This window comes from Streptosporangium sp. NPDC087985 (assembly GCF_044741965.1).
Classification (GTDB): domain Bacteria; phylum Actinomycetota; class Actinomycetes; order Streptosporangiales; family Streptosporangiaceae; genus Streptosporangium.
The window spans coordinates 1-23,952 of record NZ_JBIUTQ010000003.1 but is presented as its reverse complement, the minus strand read 5'-3'; the positions used below and the strand labels follow the sequence as shown (position 1 = coordinate 23,952).

The 23,952-nt window shown below is 66.5% G+C and carries 14 protein-coding genes; 8 read left to right on the top strand and 6 right to left on the bottom strand.

The window, feature by feature from the left end:
* The first annotated feature begins 176 nt into the window (after positions 1–176).
* Entirely contained in the window at positions 177–1,874 is a 1,698-nt protein-coding gene (locus ACIN94_RS08965; RefSeq protein ID WP_400703017.1) for an alpha/beta hydrolase, read from the top strand.
* A 163-nt stretch (positions 1,875–2,037) separates the two neighbouring features.
* A complete protein-coding gene (locus ACIN94_RS08960) occupies positions 2,038–2,472 on the top strand; it encodes a hypothetical protein (protein WP_400701778.1) in 435 nt (144 codons plus the stop codon).
* Between the two features lie 361 nt (positions 2,473–2,833).
* On the opposite strand, the gene ACIN94_RS08955 is transcribed toward ACIN94_RS08960, so the two are convergent.
* On the bottom strand, positions 2,834–3,070 hold the full coding sequence (locus ACIN94_RS08955; RefSeq protein ID WP_400701775.1) for a hypothetical protein: 237 nt from the start codon (positions 3,068–3,070) through the stop codon (positions 2,834–2,836).
* Positions 3,067–3,498, bottom strand: coding sequence for an ATP-binding protein (locus ACIN94_RS08950; RefSeq protein ID WP_400701772.1), 432 nt, complete (start codon positions 3,496–3,498; stop codon positions 3,067–3,069). Before ACIN94_RS08950 ends, ACIN94_RS08955 begins: the two co-directional genes overlap by 4 nt.
* 414 nt (positions 3,499–3,912) lie before the next feature.
* Between ACIN94_RS08950 and ACIN94_RS08945 the strand changes: the two genes are divergently transcribed.
* From ACIN94_RS08945 to ACIN94_RS08935, 3 genes are all read left to right on the top strand, one after another.
* On the top strand, positions 3,913–4,755 hold the full coding sequence (locus ACIN94_RS08945) for a helix-turn-helix domain-containing protein (protein ID WP_400701769.1): 843 nt from the start codon (positions 3,913–3,915) through the stop codon (positions 4,753–4,755).
* A 9-nt stretch (positions 4,756–4,764) separates the two neighbouring features.
* Positions 4,765–4,977: a DUF397 domain-containing protein gene (locus ACIN94_RS08940; RefSeq protein ID WP_400701766.1), complete on the top strand. Its 213-nt coding sequence runs from the start codon at positions 4,765–4,767 to the stop codon at positions 4,975–4,977.
* 85 nt (positions 4,978–5,062) lie between these two features.
* Positions 5,063–5,260: a DUF397 domain-containing protein gene (locus ACIN94_RS08935; RefSeq protein ID WP_400701763.1), complete on the top strand. Its 198-nt coding sequence runs from the start codon at positions 5,063–5,065 to the stop codon at positions 5,258–5,260.
* 10 nt (positions 5,261–5,270) lie between these two features.
* On the opposite strand, the gene ACIN94_RS08930 is transcribed toward ACIN94_RS08935, so the two are convergent.
* From ACIN94_RS08930 to ACIN94_RS08915, 4 genes are all read right to left on the bottom strand, one after another.
* A complete protein-coding gene (locus ACIN94_RS08930) occupies positions 5,271–5,633 on the bottom strand; it encodes a hypothetical protein (RefSeq protein ID WP_400701760.1) in 363 nt (120 codons plus the stop codon).
* A 203-nt stretch (positions 5,634–5,836) separates the two neighbouring features.
* On the bottom strand, positions 5,837–10,003 hold the full coding sequence (locus tag ACIN94_RS08925) for an Eco57I restriction-modification methylase domain-containing protein (protein WP_400701757.1): 4,167 nt from the start codon (positions 10,001–10,003) through the stop codon (positions 5,837–5,839).
* Positions 10,003–12,942: a DEAD/DEAH box helicase gene (locus ACIN94_RS08920; protein WP_400701754.1), complete on the bottom strand. Its 2,940-nt coding sequence runs from the start codon at positions 12,940–12,942 to the stop codon at positions 10,003–10,005. Before ACIN94_RS08920 ends, ACIN94_RS08925 begins: the two co-directional genes overlap by 1 nt.
* A 45-nt stretch (positions 12,943–12,987) precedes the next feature.
* The gene (locus tag ACIN94_RS08915; RefSeq protein WP_400701751.1) at positions 12,988–19,230 is read right to left on the bottom strand and encodes a protein kinase; all 6,243 of its coding nucleotides are present in this window, start codon (positions 19,228–19,230) and stop codon (positions 12,988–12,990) included.
* A gap of 692 nt (positions 19,231–19,922) precedes the next feature.
* Here ACIN94_RS08915 and ACIN94_RS08910 point away from each other — a divergent pair.
* The 3 genes from ACIN94_RS08910 to ACIN94_RS08900 all read left to right on the top strand — a co-directional run bounded on the left by ACIN94_RS08910 (position 19,923) and on the right by ACIN94_RS08900 (position 23,426).
* Positions 19,923–20,189, top strand: coding sequence for a hypothetical protein (locus ACIN94_RS08910; protein WP_400701748.1), 267 nt, complete (start codon positions 19,923–19,925; stop codon positions 20,187–20,189).
* 623 nt (positions 20,190–20,812) lie between these two features.
* Positions 20,813–22,168 carry an RNA-guided endonuclease IscB gene (gene iscB, locus ACIN94_RS08905; RefSeq protein ID WP_400701745.1) on the top strand — a complete coding sequence of 452 codons (1,356 nt, stop codon included), beginning with the start codon at positions 20,813–20,815 and terminating at the stop codon, positions 22,166–22,168.
* A gap of 19 nt (positions 22,169–22,187) precedes the next feature.
* A complete protein-coding gene (locus ACIN94_RS08900) occupies positions 22,188–23,426 on the top strand; it encodes a hypothetical protein (RefSeq protein WP_400701742.1) in 1,239 nt (412 codons plus the stop codon).
* The last annotated feature ends 526 nt before the right edge of the window (positions 23,427–23,952 follow it).

Below are 23,952 nucleotides of genomic sequence, written 5' to 3'. Positions count from 1 at the left end.
AATGCTATTGAGTGTTCGCTTATTAAGCGATGGAGTAGCAAGCGCATTTATGATGAGATGCATCGGTGACGTCCCCCGATATGACTTCGACCGCGAAATACGCAATCGAGGCATATCGCAGAGTGGCCGAGCTCGCGCAGACCAACGCACCTGCGCTGAACAGAGCGTCTCAGGTGATGCAGACCAATGCCTGGGTGGGCGGCGGAGCATCTGATTTCGCCAAAGAGCTGTTCTCCCACCGCGTACGGCTTCAGCAGGCGTTCCAGTCGGCGCTGGACGAGATCGCCGAACTGATCGTGCGCGAGGGCGGGGCCTCTCCCCCGCACCTACGTGTGATCACCCCGCTCCAAGCGACCCTGAGTGCGGGTGCCGGTGGGTTCAGGGGGATAGACGTCGGCCAGATGGAGCTCCTCATCAGAGAGCTCGACCGTGCCGGTAACCCACTGCTGGAGGCCGGATCTCAGCTGCAGAGCTCCTGCTCGGCACTGTGCGTGGCCCCCGGCGCCGGCCGTACGGTCGGCTTCACCGGGGCCTGGGCCGAGGCCCAGACCGGAGACCTGCGAAAGCGCCTGGAGACCATCACGCGCAGAACGCCGATCGCCGAGAACGGGCTCCCCCTGACGGGGCCGTTCCTCAGTGCGAACACGATCGGTGCGGGAGCCGCGGCGTATGAGCTGTTCGGCGCGTTCGACACCGCGCCGAACAAGGCCAGGGACCTGCTCTCCCGCGCACGCAACGGCGACGCCAAAGCCCTGGAAGGGATACTGGAACTCCAGCGGAAGGGGAAAGACGCCAGCCTGGCGCAGCGGGTCAACGCCTGGTGGGAGACGCTGAGCCCGGCCACCGCGAAGGAGCTGACCAGCATGGCTCCGGGCCTGATCGGCTCACTGAACGGGCTGCCCTCGGCCACGCGCGACAGACTCAACCGGACCTTCCTCGACCAGGAGGAAAAACGGTTGACCAAGATGCTGTCCAGTTTCACCGGGAGCGCCGGGCAGGTCTTGTTCTCCGAACAGGCACGCGCGGGATTCGAGGCGGCCAGGGAGCGGGTTTCCACCATGTTGAAGAGAATCCAGCAGGTGAGAGCGGCCCTCGCCAAGGGAGGCCAGAACGGCTTTCCCCCGGCGCTGCTGCTCGCCTTCGACGCGGTGAACGCACACGGCCGCGCGGTGGTGTCGTACGGCGACCCCGACAAGGCACACAACATCACCACCTACGTGCCGGGGTTCACCACCCAGGTCGAGGTCGGCGCCGCCGACTTCGACCGCGCCCTGGTCACCTGGAACGCGGCAGATATCTTGGCCGCTGGAAAACGGACGGCCTCGATCGCCTGGCTCGGCTACGACGCTCCCCAGCTCGACCCCGGGTTGGTCATCCCAGGCCATTCGGTGGCCACGGACGGGGCCGCCGACAAGGGCGCCCAGGAACTGGCCTCCTTCACCGATGGGCTGCACGCCACCCACGACCTCGCCGTGCCGGCTCGCCTGACCATGGTCGGCCACAGCTACGGCTCGCTGACCACCGGTAAAGCCGCCACGCTGCGCCCTCCCGGGACGTTCGCCGATGACCTAGTGTTCGTCGGCAGCCCCGGCGTCGGTACCTCCCAGGCCGCCGAGTTGGGGGCGAGCAGAGATCATGTGTGGGTCGGGGCCAGCGACAATGACCCTGTCACCAAGCTCGGGCGGTTCGGTGGAGATCCGGACGCCCCCGAATTCGGCGCCATCCGCTTCCTCGCCGGTACGGGCGGCCACTCCGACTACTGGAAAGACCATTCGGATTCTCTAGGTAACATCGGCCGCATCGTCGCAGGAAAGTTTGATAAAGTCGAGAAAATTTCCGTACCCTTTCTCCGATCATCGGATTTATCTCCGTAAATGTAAATGTCGCGAAAAATCGCGCGAGGCACCTACCAGGTGAGCTGCCGAGCGGCCAGGTGAACTGCGAGAGGAACTCATGGCACGGCGATTACGCGTACTCGCGGCGCTCACCGCGTTAGCGATGATCGGCTGGCTCAGTGGCTGCGCGAAGGAGTCGACGATGAACGATGGGCCGGATATTTCCGAGGCTCAGGCCCTCGCCCGGGTGGAGGAGCTCATCCGCTCGGTCCTCACCGGAGTCACGCCGACTCCCGGCATGGACCTTATCCCCACAAGTCTCGCCGACCACCCCTGCATCCCCGATGAGGGGAACATTCTCACCGGGGATATCTATATCGTTCGAACCTACTACCTGACAGGGATTCCCAAGGAGCGCCTTGTCGAGGCGGCTCGACATATTCAGGCGAACTGGGAGAAGGCCGGACATAAAATTACAAGCACACACGCGTTCGACCAAGGGGAACCTCAACTATCCGGCTGGACCGACGACGACTTTCGCCTCGCCGTAGAGACAGTCGAACGAGACTCCACCTTGCAATTTTTGTTCTCGGTGGTCTCGCCGTGCTTTCCCCCTGACAAGCCTTCCTCCCCCTGACCCGCCGTACTCATTTCCCCTTGCTCGCATGGCTCATCGGCCGAATTCTGCCGCGTCATCGTGGGATGGGGAGGCCGGCGTCCTGGACGAGTGGGGATCAGGTCCGTGGACGCCGGCCTTTTGTACGGTCCACGCTCGGCAGGGGGAAGCCATGGGCGTGGACCGGCTCCGGGTTCAGGGGATCGGTGGGAAGTGGGGACGATCCCCTGAACCCGGAGGTCGGGGGTTCAGGGCTGGTGAGACCGGGTGGGGAGGTCGAACCAGACGCCGGTACCAAGCTGACCGGTGCCGCGTAGCGGGGTCCATCGGGTTGCCGCAGTGTCGGTGGGTGGGTTCGGTGACGAAGGGCCGCCCGGCGCGGTCAGCCCGGGCGTGGTTCGCGGTCGACCGGCGGGCAGGACGGGTTGCACAGCACGTCGACCCAGACATCGTTGACCGGCGCGGTGATCTGCTCGACGGCATCGGCAGAGAGCGTGTCGTCCGTGATATCGGCCCAGATCATACGTACGGCGGCGGCCAGCGTGACGATATGCGTGCCACACCCCGCGCAGACGCGCACTCCGCCAGGCATGTCCAGGATGGAGAGCGAGCTACTCACCGGGATCTCCACTCCGCGCAGATGAACCAGACGGTCTTGCCGTCCTGGGCGGGCTCGACCCCCCACCGATCCGCGTAGGCCGTGACGATCGCCAGTCCGCGACCGTGCTCCTCATTCGGACCGGCCGGGATCGGGGTCGGCCACACGGTGCTGTGGTCGGTGACCTCCCCGCGTACGATCCGCCCGTACTGGTGCAGGGAGAGGGTGATCGGCGCCTTCCCGTGCACGATCGCGTTGCTCACCAGTTCGGACACGACCATGGTCACGTCCTCCGCCACGACGGGCATGCCCCAGGTGGCGAGGGCTTCACGCGCGAGCCGGCGCGCCTTGCCGACTGCTTCGAGATCGGCGGGCAGATCCCAGCATGCCTCCCGTGCGTTCTTGTCGGCCCTTATGGGATGTGGGGGGACAGGGTTAGGGTTCTTCATAGGTCAGAGGGCTCCGAGTTCCTGATCCAGTCCTCGGGCTGGTGGTTGCGTCACCACGCCCGAGGACGCCGGGAATTGTTTCCGCTCGTCGCTATAAAACGAGCGCATTGCAATAGGCGGCATGGCGGGTTTGCCTGGCTGCGCGCTAAGTAGGCCCGCAGGTGCGTCGGCCGTCAGCCTGAATCATGATCAAGCGTCCGGCATGGACCTTTACTGCTTCGATCTCGATGGACAGCGCGCCATGCATGTGCATGGCTGAAGCGCTCTCTATGAGCTGCTCGTGATCGTCCACAATCAGCCACCCTCACACATGGTTACGAGTACCCTTCCGATAGTGACTGATCGCATAGATACTTTCAAGGCGATAGTTTCAATGCGTTAATATGTCCCATTTTCGGGACAAGAGAGGAAATTATGGCGAGTCCTACGGTCCGCCGACGCCGTCTCTCCGCCGAACTCATTCGTCTGCGCGAGCAGACTGGACTCAGCGTCGAAGAGGCAGGGCGCCGACTGGAGTGGTCACGCGGTCGTCTCAACAAGATGGAGGCCAACAAGTGGACCAGGCCCGATCTGGGAAACATCCGGGCACTGCTGGACCTGTACTCGGTGACGGACCCGGCACAGCGCGAGGCCGTCCTGACGCTGGCTCGCCAGTCACGTGAGAAGGGATGGTGGGCTAACTACCAGGACATTTGGCGCGGTTCCCTGGCAGGATTCGAAGCAGAGGCATCCTTGATCAGCACCTACGAGGATCTCCGCGTGCCTGGCCTGCTCCAGACGGAGGACTACGCCACAGCGATGTTCAAAGGTGGCCGGGTGATGGAGGATGCCCAAATTCGTCGTCGCGTAGAGGCTCGGCTGACAAGGCAAACCGTTCTGCACAGTGAGACTCCGCCCACGCTATGGGCGGTGATCGATGAAGCCGCAGTGACCAAAATGGTAGGCGGCCCGTCGGTGATGCGACGGCAACTGCGGCATATCATCGAAATGAGCGCTAGACCGAACATCTACGTGCAAGTCTTACCCGACTCAGCCGGAGCCCACGCCGCAATGGACGGCGCATTCACAATCTTGAATTTCCCGGACCGGAATGACCCGAGCATTATCTATATCGAGACCGCGACAAGTGACCTATACCTGGAGACTTCCGAAGATCTTGAGCGCTACAGGCTTATCTTCGACCTCATACGGTCGTCCGCGCTCGGCCCAGATGCGTCCGTGGCACGCCTGTCCAATCTGATAGATCAACTCAGTTAAGAGGTAATCATGGATCTCCCCCAGCCTCACCCCCTCGCCTGGCGAAAGAGTTCCTATTCCGGCTCGGGCGACAACTGTGTCGAGGTCGCGGCGCTCCCCGATGGAGGACGGGCCGTACGGGACTCCAAAAACCCTGGAGGCCCCATCCTGAAGTTCACCCCGGGCGAGTGGAGCACCTTCATCAGCAGCATCAAGGACGGCCAGTTCGGCGTGCCCTGGTGATGCGGCGCCTCGTCGCCGACGCACTGGGAGTTGACTCGTCGACCGCGTATCTGTCCGAACCGATCGACCAGTTGTGAGGCACCCAATGGATCTATCTGGCGCCGAATGGCACAAGAGCACCCTCAGCCAGGGCGGCGGCAACAACTGCGTAGAGGTCGCCCGGAACCTTCCCGGCATCGTCGCGGTGCGTGATTCGAAAGTCCATGACGGACCGAGCCTGATCTTCACCCACTCGGAGTGGTCCGCCTTCGTCGGCAGCATACGAGACGGCTGGTTCGGCTAGCGAACACCAGCTACGCAGGTGCGACCACAACGAGCCGCCGGGCCAGGGCTTCTACTTCGGCGAGTAGCCCGGCCGGTGGCTGGTTGAGTTCGAGGGCGTGTTGGTGGATGGTGATGCGGACGTGCCGGACACGGTGGGCTGCGTGCGGGGCGTTCCCCTTGGCGTAGACGAGGTGCCCTTCCGGGAGGTTGAGCGCCGTGCAGTAGGCGAGCATCTGGTAGAGGTCGGAGTCCGGGAAACCCTCGGGTCTCTCCGCCTTGTACTTGGCATCGGCCACGGCGCGCGAGGTGCCGTCGTCGGCATACCAGACGAAGTCGGGAGCCATCCGGACCGCCTGACGTTCGTCGAGGTGGTGGGTGGGCTCTACGATCACGTCGTCGATCAACTACTGCCGGAGCAAGTACGAAGACAGCATACGGATGGGGAAGGACGGCACGACCTCCGGCCGGACGGGTGAGCCAGCGTGCACCAAGAACTTCTGGCTACCCTTGGTCCCCTTTTCGTCCAGCAGTCGCCCGCGCGCCGTGGGACCGCTGTGGGGCAGGCGAATCTGGAACTCGGGATACTCCCCGGGCATCAGGCTCCTTCGTCTTCCGTTCGATCGGTGACTGTGGTGTGCGCTGCGGGATGGCGGGGGCCGTGGCCGGGGGGTGGGGTGAGGGTGGAGGTGTAGTTCTCGCCGTCGATGAGGGGGACGGTGAGGCTTACGCCGGATGCGGCCATGCGGTCGTATTCGGCGAGAACGAGGTCCTTGGTGCGGTATGTGCCGTATTTGGCGATCTCGTTGTTCTTGAGGCCGCCGTTCTCGGTCTGGAAGGTCTCCAGAATGTAGTCCGCGTCGGGGCCGCTGATCCCGTAAAGGTGGAAGAAGTAGGCGTCCAACTCGGCGCGGATCTGGGTGCGGCGGTCCTCTTCCCATTTGAAGGGAGCACCAAAATCACCGAGGTCGCGGGCGAGTCCGGCCATGTCATGGGCGGTGTAGACGAGTTCAAGGACCCTGGGAACGATGAAGGCTGTGTGGGGCTCTAGGTCCTGGGGCGGTGGGACGGGGAGTTGCTTCCAGGCCATGAGAGCCATGTGGATGCCGTTTACCTTCTGACGGCTCACGAAGTCGAAAACCAGGGAACTTTGGGCGGCGACGAGGGCGGCGACAAGGGCAGGCGAGACATGTGGGAACATCAGAGGGAACGTGTGAACGACAGCAGTGCGTGGAATGAAGGCTGGGATGGCTGTGCGCTCGTTAGTCGATGCGGTGACATCACACCAACCACAGAGCCAGTCGCGGTCCCAGCGAACATCCTTCAAGCGCAAGGAGACACCAGGCACAGCAATATCTTTTCCGTTCCTGCGTGTTGGGATCGATTCGCGCTCAGCGATCCAGTTCAGCGGGAAAGCGGACCGCTCCGCGTCCTGGAGCTCCTTTGATGTCAAATAGCGCGGCTGGTTCTGGCGATTGACTGCAGTCTCGCTCTTGACAACATCGGCGGCGCGATGGTTGAAAAAGCTAACCATCTTCGCTTCGTACAGCGGGAGCATCCGCTCATTGTCTCGTATGAAGATGTTAGCGTGAAGCTCCCATCCCTCATCGAGCAATTTCTCTCGTGCGTGGAAGAGATCACCATCGTTGGCATTGCGGAAGAGATATTTGAAGTCGATGCGCCACGGATTGTCGCTTTTCATAGCTTCATTGCTTAGTACCGGGAATCGTCGGTAGATCGCAAGCGTGATGTCAGCATCGCGGCGAGACCTGAAGATGGGAAGGCTTCCGGTATTAGGGCTTATGAGGTTGATCTCTTCCGCGCTGAATACAAAGACGCGCCCGGAATCATCGAGGTCGACTGTCTCTTCAAGGAAGAAAGCGAACTTTGCTGCCGGTTCGCGTAGGTCACGTCCCGCCATCGAGAGCAGGCAGAACTTGTAGCGGGAGTCCACTCCGAGGAACAGCGGCTTGCGGTTCTCGAAGTCGTACAGGGATGCGATGGCGCCTCGCCGGGTGAAGCTACTGAAGAGGTGCTGGGAGCCAGCACTAGTGGCCACACCTGTGGGGATGATGCAGCCGAAGCGGCCCTCAGACCCGACAATCGATGAGAACAGCTCGGCGAAGAGTTGGTCCACCTGCAGTTTGGTGACACCACCGGTTGTGAGTCCTCTCGCGCACAGCGGAAATACTCCCGAACCTCCCGCAAACAGGGATGTCAACTTCAGCTTGCGCCGCTCGGCCCGGTACTCCGCCCCTGCCTCGGGATTCTCCTTGGCCCAAGCCGCGATACGCCTTCCCCGCGCCGCACCAGAGATTTCGGCGATCGACGGCTCGACAACGCTGAAGTACTTCTTGTCTTCGAACTCCAGCCTGTCCCACGGCGGGTTGCCCAGGACACAGGAGAAACCGCCCGCCCAGCCGGTGGCCGGGTCCACCTTCGCGTCGGTCTCCTCGTCCGGGACGGTGAAGACCTCGGGGAACGCCAGATGCCAGTGAAAGAAGCGATACTCCTTGCGGAGCCGCACGATCTCGTCATGGGTCGCTTGGGGGGCGGCTGTGGCGTCCGGGTCCTGCAGGGCCCGGAAGACGTCGTGGGTGATCGCGGGCGGGGCGTCCTTGGCCTTGTGCCACATGAACGCCGCACACCAGGCATCGGCCACATGCACGGCATTGACATACTCGGCGGAGGTCTCCCACTTGCGGTAGTCCGCAGCCTGCCGGTGGACCTCTTCTAGGGTGTCGGAGGGGGCGTTGATAATGCGGCGCAGGCCAGAGGCGAAAGCGGTGTTGGCTACCTTCGTCTCCTCGGCCACGTCGAACAACCTGACCTGTCCCGCGCGTTCCTTGTCGTTCTGCTTCTCCAGGAACGCGGCGTACTTGACATCATCGCCCTCAACGGGCTTGAACGCCTTGCTCGGGATGCCGTCACGCAGCAGGACCGGCGTCGCCCCGATCAGCCCGTTGCCGTGTTTGATGTGCGCGTCGAGGAAGCCGAGCGGTTTGCCCGGCTCCAGGGCCTCCAGCCAGAGCGAAACCTTGGCGAGTTCGACGGCCATCAGGTTGAGGTCGACGCCGTACACGCAGCGAGCGATGACCTCGTGCAGGGCATGCCGGACCGCGTCGAGGGTGGGTTCGGGGTTTCTCTCCCGTACGGCGGCGACGCGCTTGGCGATCCGGCGGGCGGCGGCGACCAGGAAGTGGCCGGAGCCGCAGGCCGGGTCGCAGACGGTCAGGGAGAGCAGCTCGGCGACGATGCTCTCGGCCGGGTCCGGCTCCCCCGCGGCCGATGCCCGCTGCTCGCCGCGCTTCTGCGCGTCGTCGATGACCGGGTCGAGGGTGGAGTCGAGCAGGGTCTCGATCAGAGAGCTCGGTGTGTAGTACGAGCCGGTCTTCTTGCGGTCGTTGCCGAGGCGGTTGACCAGCTCGAAGGTCCTGTCGACGGCGCTGTGCTTGGGGACGAGCTCAAGGAGTGACTCGTAGATGGAGCCGAGTTCCTCCGAGCCCATGTTGCGGTAGTCCACCTGGCGCCAGCGGGCCGAGTTCACGTCGCGGACCCGGTCGAGGTGGCGTACCGCCTCCAGCAGGTGCGTGTTGGAGAGGGACAGGCCGTGCAGTGGAGCGTCGGCGGCGGTGTCGTCGAAGAGCCCACCGAGGCCGGGCAGCCCCAACTCCGGGCGGCCTTCCTCGTCTCCGAGCGCCTTGAGCACGATCCGCAGAGCCTGGTAGAGGTCGGTGTGCGCGGTGCCCCGGCGGCGGCTCGCCTGGCGGCGCAACCGCTCGGAGGAGAAGTAGTCCGCGTATCGCTCGCGGGCTTTCTTGTCCGTCCCGCGCGGGTGGAGCACACCCCGGTCCTCGGTGACGAAGAGGAAGATCAGCCGGTAGACGAGGCGGAGCAGCGCGGCGTGGAAGTCATCGACGTCCAGGTTCTCGCGGAGGGCCTTGTTGGCGGGGTGCTTGAGGAAGCCGGTGCCGAGCGCGGTGATGGCCTTCTGGACCCCGTCGCGATGGTTCTCCAACGCTCGCGTGCCGGATGCGATCGCCTCGATGCGCCATTTCTCCAGCCAGCACGCCGACGGCGCCTGGCCCTCCTCGATCCTGAAGCGAGAGAAGTGCAGCAGCCGATAGAGCAGGACGAACTCGCTGAACAGCTCGCCGTCGAAGATCGCTTCCAGGTCGAACTCAACGTACGAGGCGGTGGCGAGCGCGCTGGAGTCGCGCAGCAGGCGTAGCCGGCGGCCGTTGGTGAGGACTCCCCACAGGTGGGCGTCGGTGCGGTTGAGGCACTCCTGGACGAGGGACTGCGGCGGGACCGTGCCCGCGCCGCCCGGCCGCCTGTCCAATGCGGCGTTCCAGGCGGTCAGGTGCAGAGGAACGTGGCTCCAGCGGTGGCTGATCGCGAAGATCTTGCCGCCGTCGTCGGACGGGATGCCCGCCGCTCCGGTCGCCGTCAGTTCACCGAAGCCAAGTTCCGCGAAGAGGGGTTCGAGCCATTGCGTGATCGCGAGGCCCGTGGGGTCAGCCGGGGTCTCCGCCTCCGGGGCGACGGGGAGCTTCGTGCGCAGCTCGCTCCAGACCGACTTGAGGTAGTCCCAGTGACGCTCGGCGTCGTCGCGGACCGAACGGGAGCCGATGACGCGGTAGTCGGCGGGCAGGGAGCCCTTGACGTCCCTGCCCTCGGAGATGCGGACCAGCATGTCGGCGGGGAGGAGGCCGCCGATGGTGTGGACGGCGGAGAAGACCTGGTTGCGGGTGGTGGCGGACATCAGGCGGTTCCTCCGGCGACGGTGGGGGTAACGGCGCCGGACACCGGCAGGTAGACGTAGGCGCCGAGGATGTCGGCGGGTCTCTGCGCGGTGACGTCCACGCCGCGGACGATCTCGCCGGAGGCGCTGCGGACCCGGCGGTGGGAGGCGAGGAGTTCGGCGGCGAGCTCCTCGCCGTACGCCTCCAGATGCGCGGTCGTGGCGGGCAGGCCGTCCAGGACGCGGCTCATCGTGCGCTCGCCGAAGGTGGGGTCGGTGTTCTCGTCGGCGGCCGCGTCGAGCAGCTTCAGCGCGTCCTCGGCGGGCAGCCATACGGCGTTCGCGGGCGAGCCCTCGAAGGCGAGGAGGCGCGCGTCCTCGGCGACGAGTTCCCTCTCCCCCGACCTGGAGGGCAGGGTGAGGTGGAAGCGGTAGCGGACCAGGAGGAGCGTGGTGCGGTTGCCGACGGCCTTCGTACGGATCACTCCGCAGCGGCGGGCCGGGCGGGGACCGTCGGCCTTGCTGTCGAGGGCGGCGTTGAGGACGTAACCGGCGAGCGCGCCGACCACCGGGTCGGTGCGGACCAGGGCTGCCTCACCGCGCGCGACGGCCGCCGTCGTACGGAACGGGACCGGGCGGCCCAGCTCGACGGCGTCGCCGCCGAGGACGGGGGCCAGAGCGTCGCGGAGCCCGGCGGGGGTGCCGCTCACCTCCGCGGTGAAGTCGCCGGTGCCGCTCATGTCGTCGCGCAGGACGCCGTCGAGGGCGGCCAGGGCGTGCCGTACGAAGCCGTGGATCTCACCCGACCGCCCCAGGGTGTCGCGGATCGCGGCGACCTCGCGGGCGACCTCCTCGGGGTGGATGGAACGCTGGGCGAAGCGGGAGCGGGACGTCTTCTCGCGCTCGGCCGCGGAGTTCCACTCCGCCTCCAACTCGGCGGCCCTGTCGTCGACCGCTCTGAGTTCCTCAACGCCGAAGAGAGTCTCCTGCCCGTGTTGCCGGCCGCGCATCAGCATCCATTCGACGATCGCGTCGGTCACCCCTGAGGAGGCCGCGTCGGGAACGGAGACGGAGATGCCCAGGTCCTTGCGGATCTGGCGGTGCTTCTTGATGAGGACTTCGAGGACCTTGCCGTCGATGCCGTTGTCACTGCCCCAGAGAGTGATGATCTTGACGATGTCTCTCTTCTGGCCGTAGCGGTCGACGCGGCCTTCGCGCTGGTCGTGGCGGGTGGGGTTCCACGCGAGGTCGTAGTGGACGACGGCGTCGAAGTGATGCTGGAGGTTGACACCCTCGGAGAGGCAGTCGGTGGCGATCAGGACGCGGCGGGCGGCGGTGTCGTCGCCCGCCTCGTCGGCGAGTTCCTCGATGCGCTGCAGGCGCTGCTGCGGGGAGAGGGTTCCGGTGACGGCCCGTACGACGGTTTTCTTGCCGAGCTTGCCGTCCAGGTGTTCGGCGACGTACTCGGCGGTCGGGATGTAGCGGCAGAAGACGATCGGGTGGTGTCCCTCGGCGAGGAGCGCCTTGAGATGCCTGACCAGAGCCGCCAGCTTCAGGTCCTGGGCCGTCCCCTCCAGCTGGGCCGCCCGGTCGGCCAGTTCGGCGAGCCGCGCGCCCGCTTCCCCGGTCTCCGCGCCGGGGGCGACGTCGAGACCTTCCAGAGCGTCGCTGTCGGAGGAGTCGCTGGTCAGGGGTGCGCCGAGCTTGTCGGCCTCCTCGGCGGTGGCGGCCGTCGCGGCCGCCGAGCGGGTGCGCAGCGTCTGGGCGGCGGCACGCGGTGAGGAGACCAGGGAGCGGAGCAGCGCGATCGCCGACCACCAGGCGATCCGGGCCTCACGCTTGCCCTGGCCTCCGGCGGCGGTCACCCGCTCGCGGGCGTAGGCGATGGCGTCGTCGAGGAGGGCCTGGTAGTCCGGGGAGAGCTTGTAGGTCTCGTCCTTGAAGTACCGGTCCGAGGGGAACGTGGTCTCCTCGGCCAGGCTGTTGTCGGCCAGGCCGTCGTTCACGGTGAGGAACCGGCGGACGTCGGCCCGCTTGCGGTGCACGAAGTGCGCGGCGAGGAGCTTGCGGCCCTCCTCCGAGCCGAAGTCAACCGTCGCGAGCTCCGGCCTGACCAGGCCCAGGAGATTGCGGAACGCGCTCTCCTTACCGCTGTGCGGGGTCGCCGTCACCAGTAACAGGTGACGGTCGGCCTTGGAGTCGGCGATGCGTTGGAGAAGCTCGTAACGCAGTTGGTTCTGCGTGGAGCTGTTCTCGTCGGCCGCGACGCAGGTGTGGGCCTCGTCGACGATGACCAGGTCGGGGCAGTGGCGTACGAAGTCGTCACGGTGGCGGGTGGACTTGATGAAGTCCGTGGAGACCACCACGTGGGGGTGCCTGTCGAAGAGGGACTGTCCCAGGTCCAGGCCACGCTCCAGTCTGGAGACCGTGGAGGCCAGGACCAGTTCGGCGTCGATGCCGAACTTGGTGCGCAGCTCCTGCTGCCACTGCTCGGCCAGCGCGGGCGAGCAGAGCACGGCGAGCCCCTTCGCACCGCCCTGGGCTAGCAGCTCGCTCGCGATGAGACCGGCCTCGACGGTCTTGCCGATGCCGACGTCGTCGGAGATCAGCATCCGTACGATCTTCTGGCGCAGCGCCATCATCAACGGTACGAGCTGGTAGGCGCGGGGATCGACGGCGATGCCGGCGAGCGAGCGGAAGGGGCCGGCACCGGAGCGGAAGCCGATGCGCAGGGCCGAGCGGAGCAGGCCCGCGGCGCGTTCGTCGCCGAGGTCGGCGGCTGACGGGGGTGCGAACTCGGCGCTCGTGACGTCCTCGAAGCCGGGGAAGACGGCCGCGATGTCGTCGTCCGCCCCGCCCAGCGGGCGCAGGACGAGCATGTCGGGGGCGCTCTCGGGCAGCACGATCCAGTCGCGGCCACGGGCGGAGACCAGGGAACCGGCGGTGTAGACGGTCGTCATCGGGGGGTGAGTTCCTTGGGTAGAGGTTGCTGTCGGTTCTCTGATTCAGCCGCCCACGCCGGGTCCGAAGTAGCGCTTGAACTCCTCCGCGATGGCGGACCAGTCGGCGTCGTAGGGGAACCGGACCACGTCCCAGCCCTTGTCGAACAGCCGGTCTTCGGCCTCGCGATCGCGCTCGGCGACCGCGGCGTGGTCGTGGACGGGCCCGTCGACGAAGACCGCGACGTTGACACCGGGCAGCCGGTAGACGTAGTCGGGCCTGGCGAGTGCTTCCGCGATGAAGGTCTGCGCCTCGTCGGGCAGGCGCAGACCGCGCTCCTTGAGCCAGGTGATGAGCTTGGCCTCCAACGCGGTGTCCGACTGCGCGGTCAGGCGCGCCAGCTGCTCCGACCGGGACTCGCCCCGGCCGGTCGTACAGGCCGTCGAACCCGCGATCCGGAGCAGCAGGTCACGCATCGAGTGGCGGTCGATGAAGGCGTGGTTGAACTGGTTGCCGTAGGTGAGCAGGCACTCGTAGCAGCCCTTGGCACAGGGACGGTCGGGGTGCGGTCCGCGCAGGTCGTTGCCGTCGGCGTCGAAGTGGCAGATGGCCAGGGCCTCGGCTGCGGCGTGGGCGAGCGCGCCTGGCTCGGACTGCATCAGCCGCAGGACACCGGCACCGCCCTCGGCGGCCTCGGTGAACAGCATCCGGTCACGGGGGCCGTCGTCCGGCGGCAGCAGTTCGCTGCTCAGCTCGGAGTCCTCCAGCTCGAAGGCGGCCTCGATGCCGCGTTCCAGCGCGTACATGAGCGAGAGCGCCACCGGCTCATCCAGCGGCTCGTCCAGCTTCAGCACCAGGATGTTGCGGCTGTCCTGAACGTAGGGGATGACCCGCTTCTTGCGGCGCTTCTCGTTGCCGTCCGCGTCGGTGACGGGCATCTCACCGGAGTCACCGGAGGCCTCACCGGCGTCGCGCTCGTTCATCCAGCGGCCGTCGGCGGGGTCGAGCCAGAAGCCGTCCGGCTCGTTCGGCTTGGCCCGCACCCGGCCGACATTGGTGATGCGGACGATCGCCGAGTCGCCGTAGGACAGCGTGGCAAGTTTGTTTCCGGCCTCGAGAACGAGGGCGTCCTGACGGCCCGAACGCTTGCCGTGATCCTGGAAGCTGTAGGAGGTCACCAGCCGGAAGCCCGCCCTGCGCCGCTCCTCCTCATCGGAGGAGATCCGCTCGCGACGCTTGGTGTAGACGGTGTGCAGTTGAAGCAGCCCGTACGTGGTCTCGCCCAGCGGCTCTTTGCACATCGTGCAGCGGTCGGGACGGTCGTGGCTGTCGTGGTGGTAGCCGCAACAGACGCACCTGCGGGCGCTACTGGTCACGACGTCGCCCGTCGCGTCCGGCGGCAACTGGATGCGGGTGACCTGGTAGCGGGCGCCCTCGTGGTAGATGAGGGCTCCGGGCCCGAACTCGCGGATGGCCAGGAAGCGGGGGCGCTGGAGGTAGTCGCCGTCGCCAAACCGGCTCCCGACCGTGGGAATGTAGGCGGCGAGCGGCAGGCGAGGGAAGGAGTAGCCGGGCAGGAAGCCCTCGCTGGCGAGGTAGCGGTAGGGGTTGAAGTCGGAGAGTACCGACTTGCTGTCCGCGCTCTCGTTCTTGAGGAGGTTGAGCTGGGTCTCGGCCTCTCGGCGGCGGCCGACGGCGATCTTACGGTCGCGCTCGGAGAGGGTGTGGTCCAGGACCCGCCGGTTCTGCTCGGCCTGGTCGACAAGGGCGGCCTTGAACAGCCCGCGCCAGCGGTCGAACGCCCGGTCGAACTCCTTCGGAGCCAAGCGGATCGTTTTCTCGATCCACTGGTCGTCCCACCAGGTGGTGTCCGCGAAGTCGGCCAGCAATCCACCGAAGACCTTGTGTGCGGCCTTCACGGCGCGCTCCTGCGCGGCGGTGTCGCGCAGAGCCTCGGCGATGTGGTCCTGCAGGGCGAGTTCGGGGTTGGGGATGCGGGCGTCCTCGGCGTAGCCGATGTCGATGATGTTGGGGATGACATTGCCCAGTTTGAGCTCGGCCTCGGCCAGCCAGACGGCCTGAACGTGGGAGCGGACCAGGTCCTCGTTGGCGAGGTCGAGACGGGGCGGGGCGACGGCTCCCGCGACCATGCGCTCGGAGCGGCGGAAGTAGTACTGGTCGTGACTGTTTCCGGTCGCGCAGTAGGTGGTGACGAGTGCGGGCTGCCCGGACCGACCGGCCCGGCCGCTGCGCTGGGCGTAATTGGCCGGGGTGGGCGGCACGTTGCGCATCATCACGGCGTTGAGCTCGGAGATGTCGACGCCCAACTCCATCGTCGGTGAGCAGTAGAGCAGCTTCAACGTCGCATCGCGGAAAGCGTCTTCGCGCTTCTCCCGCTCTTGGGGAGTCACCTGGGCGGTGTGCTCACGGGCGATGAGGCCGCCCAGGGCGCCGGCCGCGCCCCGGTAGAGGTCGCGGAAGAAGGTGTTGACGCGGGGACCGTCGCCGCTGGCGTAGGTGCGGGTCAGGTGGTCATGGGTGCCGGTCTCGCCCCTTCCGGCCCGCCAGACGAGAGCCGCGGCGGAGATGCGGTAGCCGGTGATGGTCGGGCCGGAGGAGCCCCGGAAGCGACCCGCACGCTGCGGGGCCGCAGCGATCTCCTTGACCAGCCCGGCCTCGGTGAGCACCTTCAGGAGTTCCACGATGATCAGTTGGGTGTCGTCGATCGACAAACCTTTGAAGTGCGCGCGCCGCAGGTATTTGCCGAACTTGCCGCGGCCAGACAGGAACAGACCCGAGCGGTCCAGGCCGGGCCGGGATCCCTGCGGGTAGGCGGTGCCGACCTTGGGACGGTCACCTGCGGCGAGCACCCAGGGATCGATAAGGCGTTCTTCGCTGGCGCGCTGGAGGGTGTCGAAGTCCTCGCGGAAGTGCTGCACGTCGATGGCGAGTGCCCGGCGCATCTCGTTGAGCAGTGCCCGCATGATCTCGGTGCGCTGACCCGAGTCGGCGTCCCGCAGCGCCGCGTGGGTTTTGGACCACCGTTCCGGCTGCCTGGAGAGCCAATCGAGGTCCGCGTAGTCGATCTCCAGCAGGCCGGTCTGCTCCAGGTTGGGCATGGTGATGCGCCAGCCGCGTTCGAGATCCAGGTAGAGGCGGAAGGCGATGACGTCCCGCAGGGTCTTGGCGGCGTTGCGTGCCATCGAAGGAGGCAGGTCCGCGCTGCCGGCGTAGTCGGCGAGCTCCAGGCCCAGGGCGACCGAGACACGGGAGGCGAGTTCCTCGTGGTTGATGCCCTCCTCGCCCGCCTCGACGGCCGCCTGGTAGAGGGCGCCGCGCAGCTGGGTGATCTGCACGAAGTCATTGAAGTGACCGGCCTGGAGGGAGGCGTCCTGCCGGTTGTCGACGAAGGTGAGAAGCTTGCGGGCCTCCTTCTTGAGCGCCTCGGCGGGAACCTCTTTGAGAGAGCGGACGATGGAGGCGGAGACGAGGGAGGTCGCCGAGGAGCGGCCCTCCTGGTCGAGGGTCGCGAGCTTGGCGAAGTCCTTTCCCCTGACCTGCTCGTAACTCACCCCGCAGTGCATGCAGAAGAGGAACGGCGAGGGGATGAAGGCAGCCTTCAGCTCGCCCCGGCCCTCAACTCCGTACGGGTCGACGGTGATGGCTATGGGCAGCCGCACCCGGTAGGAGGCACGCACAACCTCCTGTCCCCGCTCGTCGATCTCCAGCCAGGACTCGGGCAGCCGACGATCGGCGATGGCCTCCTCCGGCGTGCTCGGCCAGGGCCGGTCGGAGTCGACGTAGAGGTAGCCGTCCCCGGCGCGGCCACCGGTAGCGGCGGTGTCCCGACGCGGCTCGTAGACGACGCGACCATTCTTCTCGGTACGCCACACGGTCGGGTACTCCTGACCGCACTCGCGGCAGAAGGCCAGCGGCAACAGGATCTTGCCGTCCGAGCCGGGCTGGACGAGCTGGTAGTCGCGCGTCAGGTGGCGGACCGGCTTGTCCTCAAGGGTGACGTAGACGGTGTCGCCCTTGGAGAGGAACTGGTGCAGCCGGAAGGCGAACAGGGGGCGCTCGGTGACGGGGTTCTTGGCCTCGGAACCCGCCTCCAGCGTGCGGCGGATCGCCCGTGCGCAGTCAGCTTCGGTCAGCCCGCTGTCCTCGGCGAGTTCGATGGCCGCTTCCTCGATCTTGGCCGGTCTCTGCCGGACCAGGCGCCCCGTCTCGTCGGTGGTGAGACCGAAGCGCGTCTCGATCCAGCGGGCGAGAGGGTCCTTCACCAGGTCGGCATAGGCGCGCGGAGCACCCGGAGCTCGGAGGCACTCGACCGGAACCCTGTCGGGGGCTTCGCCGGTGGCGCGCACGAGGGTCTCGCCGATGACGTTCTCGGAACCCACCTTGGTGCCGAAGAGGGTGGTGGCGACACGGTCGACGGCCGTCCGCCGATCCTCGGCGGAGCCCTCGCTGGAGATGGTGGCGGAGGTTCCGATGCACTGCAGGCGCTCGGCCTGGCAGGCCTCACGCACCCGGCGGATGAGCAGGGCCACGTCTGCGCCCTGGCGGCCGCGGTAGGTGTGCAGCTCGTCGAAGACGAGGAACTCCAGCCCCTTGGCCATCTTGATGAGAGAGCGCCGGTCACCCGGGCGGGTGAGCATCAGCTCCAGCATCACGTAGTTGGTGAGCAGGATGTCCGGCGGATTGTCACGGATCTCCTTGCGCCGCGCCTCATCCTCCTGGCCGGTGTAGCGGGCGTAGGTGACCGGCTCGCGGCCGGGGCCGTAGCCGTCGCGCAGATACTTGTCGAGTTCCTTGATCTGACTGTTGGCCAGCGCGTTCATCGGGTAGACGATGATCGCGCGGACCCGCTTACGGGCCTCGGGCCCCTGCTGTTCGCGGTCCCTCAGCACCTTGTCGACGATCGGCACGATGTAGGAGAGGGATTTGCCCGAGCCGGTGCCGGTGGTCAGGACGTAGGAGGCGCCGGACCGGGCGGTGTCGATCGCCTCACGCTGGTGGCGGTGGAGCGTGAGCGGACGACCGTCGCACACCGTGCCGCCCTCGGTCTTCCCCGACTGGAAGATGCGCGCGCACTCCGGGTGCAGCACTCCTTCACTCGCGAGCTCGAGAACGGTGCCGCCCGAGGCGAAGAACGGGTTCAGCGACAGCCAGGGGTCGGGCCACTGGGACTTGGCGTCCAGGTCGTCCTCGACGAAGGCCTCGATCCGCTCGTCGCGGATGACCGTGCCGCCCTGGGTGAACGACCGGTAATCCTCGATGAGCTTCCGGTGCACCCCAAAGACGTCCATGCCGGACCCGGGCGCCCGGGACTCGGGGGTGTCCGCGAGGTCGGTGGGCGGCCGGGGAAGGCGGCTCTCGGCGCGCACCGTCGCGAGGTGCCGTACCGGGTCGAGCTCTTCCCAGCCGGGGACGTGCTCTTCCCCCACGGCGAACGGCAGCAGTGCCTCACGGACAGCGACGGCGTCGGCGGGCCGGTCGGCCGGGTCCTTGGCGAGCAGCTGTTCGACGAGTCTTGCCAGCTCTTCGGGGACGTCGGAGCGGAGCAGCCGTACCGGGGGAGCCGGTTCGGTGAGGTGCTTCTGGCCGAGCTCGTGCGCGGACTCGCTGTGGAACGGCGGAACACCGGTGAGGAGTTCGAACAGCACGCAGCCAAGGGCGTAAAGGTCCGCCGCCTGGGTCACCGTCGCGGCGAGGAACTGTTCGGGGGCCATGTAGCGGGCGGTGCCGACCGTGACACCCGTGCTCGTCACCTTGCCGTTCTCGATGTCGTCGAGGATCCGCCCCATACCGAAGTCGAGGACCTTGACCACTCCGCCGCGGAGCAGCATCACGTTGGCGGGCTTGAGATCACGGTGAATGACACCGGCGGTGTGCGCCGCGGACAGACCGTCCGCGATCTGCGCGCCCAGCGCCGCGACCCAGGCGATGGGCAGCTGCGGATGTTCGGTCACGAGGTCTCGCAGGGCCTCCCCGTCGAGAAACTCCATGGCGAGATAGGGCAGGCCGGTGTCGTCCACACCGCCGTCGATGGTGTGCGGGAGGTTGGGGTGGTCGAGCTTGCGCATGATGCGCACCTCGCGGTCGAACCGCTGGACCGCCTTGACGTCAGCTCGCGAGTCGATGATCGCACCGGAGCGGCTGCGCAGGATCAGCTTCACCGCGACCACACGCTTCTTGGCGTCCGCCGCCTGGAGATCCTCCGCGCGGTGGACCTCCCCCATATTTCCCTTGCCTATGGCCCCCAGGAGACGGAACCGACTCGCCACCTGGTCCAGGTTCAAAGGCACTCCGTGTTCTCCCCGCGTTCCGGGCTGGGAACGGAGCCCAGCGGCAATCGGCAGGTTCCCCTGCCATAAGTAGGTAGATCCCTACTATCTCCAGCAAAGTGACGGAAATCAGGGGAATCGGATATGTATTTTGCGTTGACAGCGTCAACGCCGATGCACAGTTCTCGACAGTCAGCCGAATTCACAGACAAAACGGGCGGGCTAGCTGATTGAGAAGGCAGGGACCGGAGGTGGCGACGGCGGACCCATGCAGGTAGGTGCATACCCGTGATATCAACGCCCAGGCGGGCTGAAGTTACGCCAGACATGCTGATCGTTATGAACCCGGAGCCATCCTCGGTGAGCCCTCGCTCGACAAGAACGAGACCGTCACGATCTGCGGTTCTTCCTCTCAGCATGGCGGGCGTTGACCTCGGCGATCCGTAGGAGGCCACCTACCGAAGGTGCTCACGCACTAGGCATTCAGGCAGTTCCAATATCCAACAGTGCCGTTCTCTATCCGCAGGATCTGGAGGAAGCCGCCTGCCGGGCGGACCCCGCCGCCGGGCGAAGCGTCGCCTTCGGCGTCCGCCGGCGGGACGGAGGGGAACACGTCGTCCTGATCCAGGAGGTGCGCCCTCTCGTAGGGCCACGTCTACCTCCACGACACCGACTTCAGATGCCTGACCTATCAGCCCGGCAGGCCATCAACGTTGGAGCTGGAGTTCGCCTACCATCCGCAATGGACCCCGCCCGAGCTGTCCAGGACACCTGTTGTGGCCTTCCGATTCGAGGATGTTCGCCTCGTCGAGTGGCGCGAGGACCAAGAAGGGCATGACTGCGTGACCGCCCAGCCTGACGCTCCGCCTGGGCAGGTCGAATGCTTCGACTGGGACGGCACCGACTTGTTCACGTTGGATACCTTCACGCTGCGTTTGGCATTTCAGGCGCCCCGGATAGCGGTGACCGTGCGAGCGTAGAGAAAACCACTGCCAAGATGGGTCGCTGGCCAGATCGCTTCTTTCCCATGCGACATCGTGCACTCCTGCATACCATTTCCCCATGCTTGCGGTGATCGTGGTTTTTGCCGTGGTGCTGAGCATCTCCTCGGCGTCCGTGTGCGGCTCCGTATTCTTCGCGGCGCGATCAGCCCCTTGCGGCCGATATGACCACATGCGTGGACATCACCTGGTCTTGGTAGCGGCTCTGTCGACGGCCGGCATCGTGGTGATGGCGCTCACCGCGTGGTCCACGTGTCAACGACCCCCTCCTGAAGGAGGGGGCTTGAGGTGCAGTAATGCACCTTGAAGCCCCGCGTTGACCAGCCCTGGCCATCAGCTCAAGGAGGTGCATTTTGATGGCTACGTTGAACACAAGATCGCAGACCGACCTTGGGGTGCTTCCTCAGCCCCAAGCTCTCGAATCCGTGGGAGCAGACACGCCCGAGGGTGGGCACGAAACGGCTCACGGACACCGCCACACGGCGGTACCTGGTGTTCAACCTGGGCGAGGGGAGATCGAGCAGACCGGCACCCGGTCTACTCGGCGTCACCCCGACCCGGCTCCGGCGGGGAAGGGAGCGGGCAGCCCAGCCCACCCGGTCGTGTTCGTCCTGGACAGGCACGGCCAACCGTTGCAACCCACGAGCCCTGCCTACGCGCGGAAACTCCTCCGTTCCGGCCGGGCTGTGGTTGGCCGGCATACCCCGTTCGTCATCCGGCTGAAGGACCGCACGGCAGCTGATTGCGTCGTGGCAGGTGTGCGGGTGGGTATCGACCCCGGCTCCAAGCACACCGGCCTGGCCGTGTTCACCGAGCGCGGCGGGAGCCGGACCGGCCGGTACGCGCTCCAGCTCGACCACCGGGGCGGGGCGATCCGCGACCAGCTCACCGCCCGCTCCCGGTATCGGCGGCGGCGCCGGAGTAAAAACCTGCGTTACCGCGCGCCCCGTTTCTCCAACCGCACCAAGCCGAAGGGGTGGCTGGCGCCGTCCCTGCACCACCGCGTCGACACCACCCTGTCGTGGGTGACCCGGCTCACCCGGTGGGTGCCGGTGGCCGCCGTGCACGTCGAGCGGGTCGCGTTCGACACCCACAGCATGTCGGCCGGGCGACCGCTCCAAGGGGTGGAATACCAGCAGGGCACCCTCGCCGGGTACGAGGTCCGCGAATACCTGCTGGCCACATGGGGCCGGGTGTGCGCGTACTGCGGCGCGACCGGTGTGCCGCTCAACCTCGACCACCTCCACCCGCGTTCCCGGGGCGGCTCCGACCGGATCAGCAACCTGACCCTGGCGTGCATCCCGTGCAACCAAGGCAAGAACGCCACCCCGGTGGAGGAGTTCCTGAAAGGCAGGCCCGCCCTCCTGGCGAAGATCCTCCAGCAGACGAAGACTCCGCTGCGAGACGCCGCCGCCGTCAACACCACCCGGTGGGCGCTATGGCGGGCCCTGGAGGCGACCGGCCTGCCCGTTCACCCCGCCTCCGGCGGCCGCACGAAATGGAACCGCTCCCGCACCCAAGCGCCGAAGTCACACACCCTTGACGCATTGCACGTCGGCGAACTGGAGAACGTCACCGCCTGGCCGTCGACGGTCCTGGTGGTCAAGGCGACCGGGCGCGGCACCTACGCCCGCACCCGCACCGACCGCTACGGTTTTCCCCGGCTGCGGCTACCCCGGACCAAGCAGGTCAAGGGGTTCACCACCGGCGACCTGGTCCGCGCCGTCGTACCCAGCGGCAAGAAGACCGGTGTCCACTCCGGACGCGTCGCGGTCCGCAGCACCGGCAGTTTCAACATCACCACCCGGCACGGCACGGTGCAGGGCATCCACCACCGCCACATCCGCCTGCTCCAACGAGCAGACGGCTACGGCTACACCACCCACCCAGAAGTACGGCACCGAGCCGCCTTTCCTCCCGGCCCTGAAGGACCGGGTCTCCACGCTGGAGATAATTGATGACGACTTCGGGTCAGCAATGACCGCCTTGGCAGGCCTGATGGGCGGAGCGCTGCTGCTCCTCGGGTTAGGACCCTTCACCCCATGGCTGCTGGGAATGCTCGGGCGAAACGCCGTACGGCTACCGCTGGCATTTCGGCTGGCAGCCCGCCATATGGCCGACGAACCTGCCCGGACTGCTCCTGGAGTGGCGACAACGATGAGCGCGACCGCCGTCGCAACCGCAGTGATGATCATCACGGTTGCCGTAACAGCGCAGGCCAGGGCGGACTATCAACCCGAGGCCCGGCTGGGCGCGCTCGTCGTGGAGGGGTTCTCCACAGACCAGTCGGCCACCGTGCGGGCGGCCCTCCAGCACGAGTTATCCGGCGCACCCATCGCACAGAATAATCGTCAGCGCGAGTCCGGCTTCCTCAATGTGGAGACCCCCGACTCTTACACCGGGATGGAGGCCCACATTGGTGACCAGGCACTGCTCCGCTACCTCACCGGAGATCCATCAACTCCCTACGACGAGGGCACAGCCGTGGTAGTCACGGCAGACGGCGAAGAAGCGGACTCAGCGCGGATCCGGTACACCTTCTCCGGAACCGACCACTCGCCATCCACCAAAACCATCCCGGCGACCACCGTCAGACCCACCGATCCCCGTGTGGGCGGAGTCTTCATCCCCGCGAATGTCGTGCAAGATCTTGGCTTCCACCTGGAGTCGGAGCAGCTGATCATTGACCCTTCTCTTCATCGAACCTCGGCGATCGAGCAGGAGCGGCTCGACCGCCGACTGGGCCAGACCGCGGTCACCTACCTTGAGCGGGGATTTCAGGCTCCGACCGGCTGGCTGTACTTCGTCGCGGTGGTGGCCCTCATCATCCTCGCCCTCGCCGGCGCACTGGCCACGATCCGCTCGGTCGGCTCGAGGGGCATCCTGCTACGGGTCAGCGGTGGCTCAGCCGCGACCCTACGGTTCTTCATCGCCTGCCGAGCAGCCTTCAGCGCGGCCTGCGGAACGGCGATGGGCGCATCCGCCGGGTGCGTCATCGGTCTGCTCCTGGTGTGGCCCATGACCACCTCGATCGACTGGGATCCGCCCCCACGGGCACCCTTCGAGATCCCATGGACGCCGATCGTCGCTCTGGTCGCCGGACTTCCCGTACTCGCCGCAGCGATCGCGGCCCTCGCCTCGCCCAGGTGGCTCATCCGGTCGAACCTCTCGTCAAGGCCGGCACCCTCGACCCTGTCGGCGCCGTCCGAACTGTGACTCCCTCCACGAGCTTCGGCGCACCTTCGCCAGTACGGCGTTCGCCGAGGGCGTGCCCATCTCCGAGGTGTCACGGTGGCTCGGGCACGAGTCCATCACCACAACCGTGGACCTGTAAGGGCATCTCGTCCCGGAGGCGTCCGAGTGGGCTCGCACGGCGTTGGACAGAGCCTTCGCCGCGGTGTCCGGGCTCACCTGAATGTGCCCTCGCTGTGCCCTCCGGCCGCTTCGATCTTGCCCGGCAGGGGCGCCCGATGTCCAGGCCTCTGCCGCGGCGGACGGCGCGCCTTCCTTGAAGGCTGCCGTTTCGGAGTCCATCGAAAGCGCACAAGTCGGGCGTGCGGGCTATCGAATTGATCGGGTGATTCACCATCTCACGGGATCAAACATCCACCGAGGGACTGTCAATCCCCCCGGGGTGTGGAGACGGTTCCCTCCCTGCCAAACTAGACAGAGGCAACAAAAAGGTACATAACTCTGTATCGAGGGCGGGGAAGGAGACATCCCTTCGTGGGAGCACGACAGC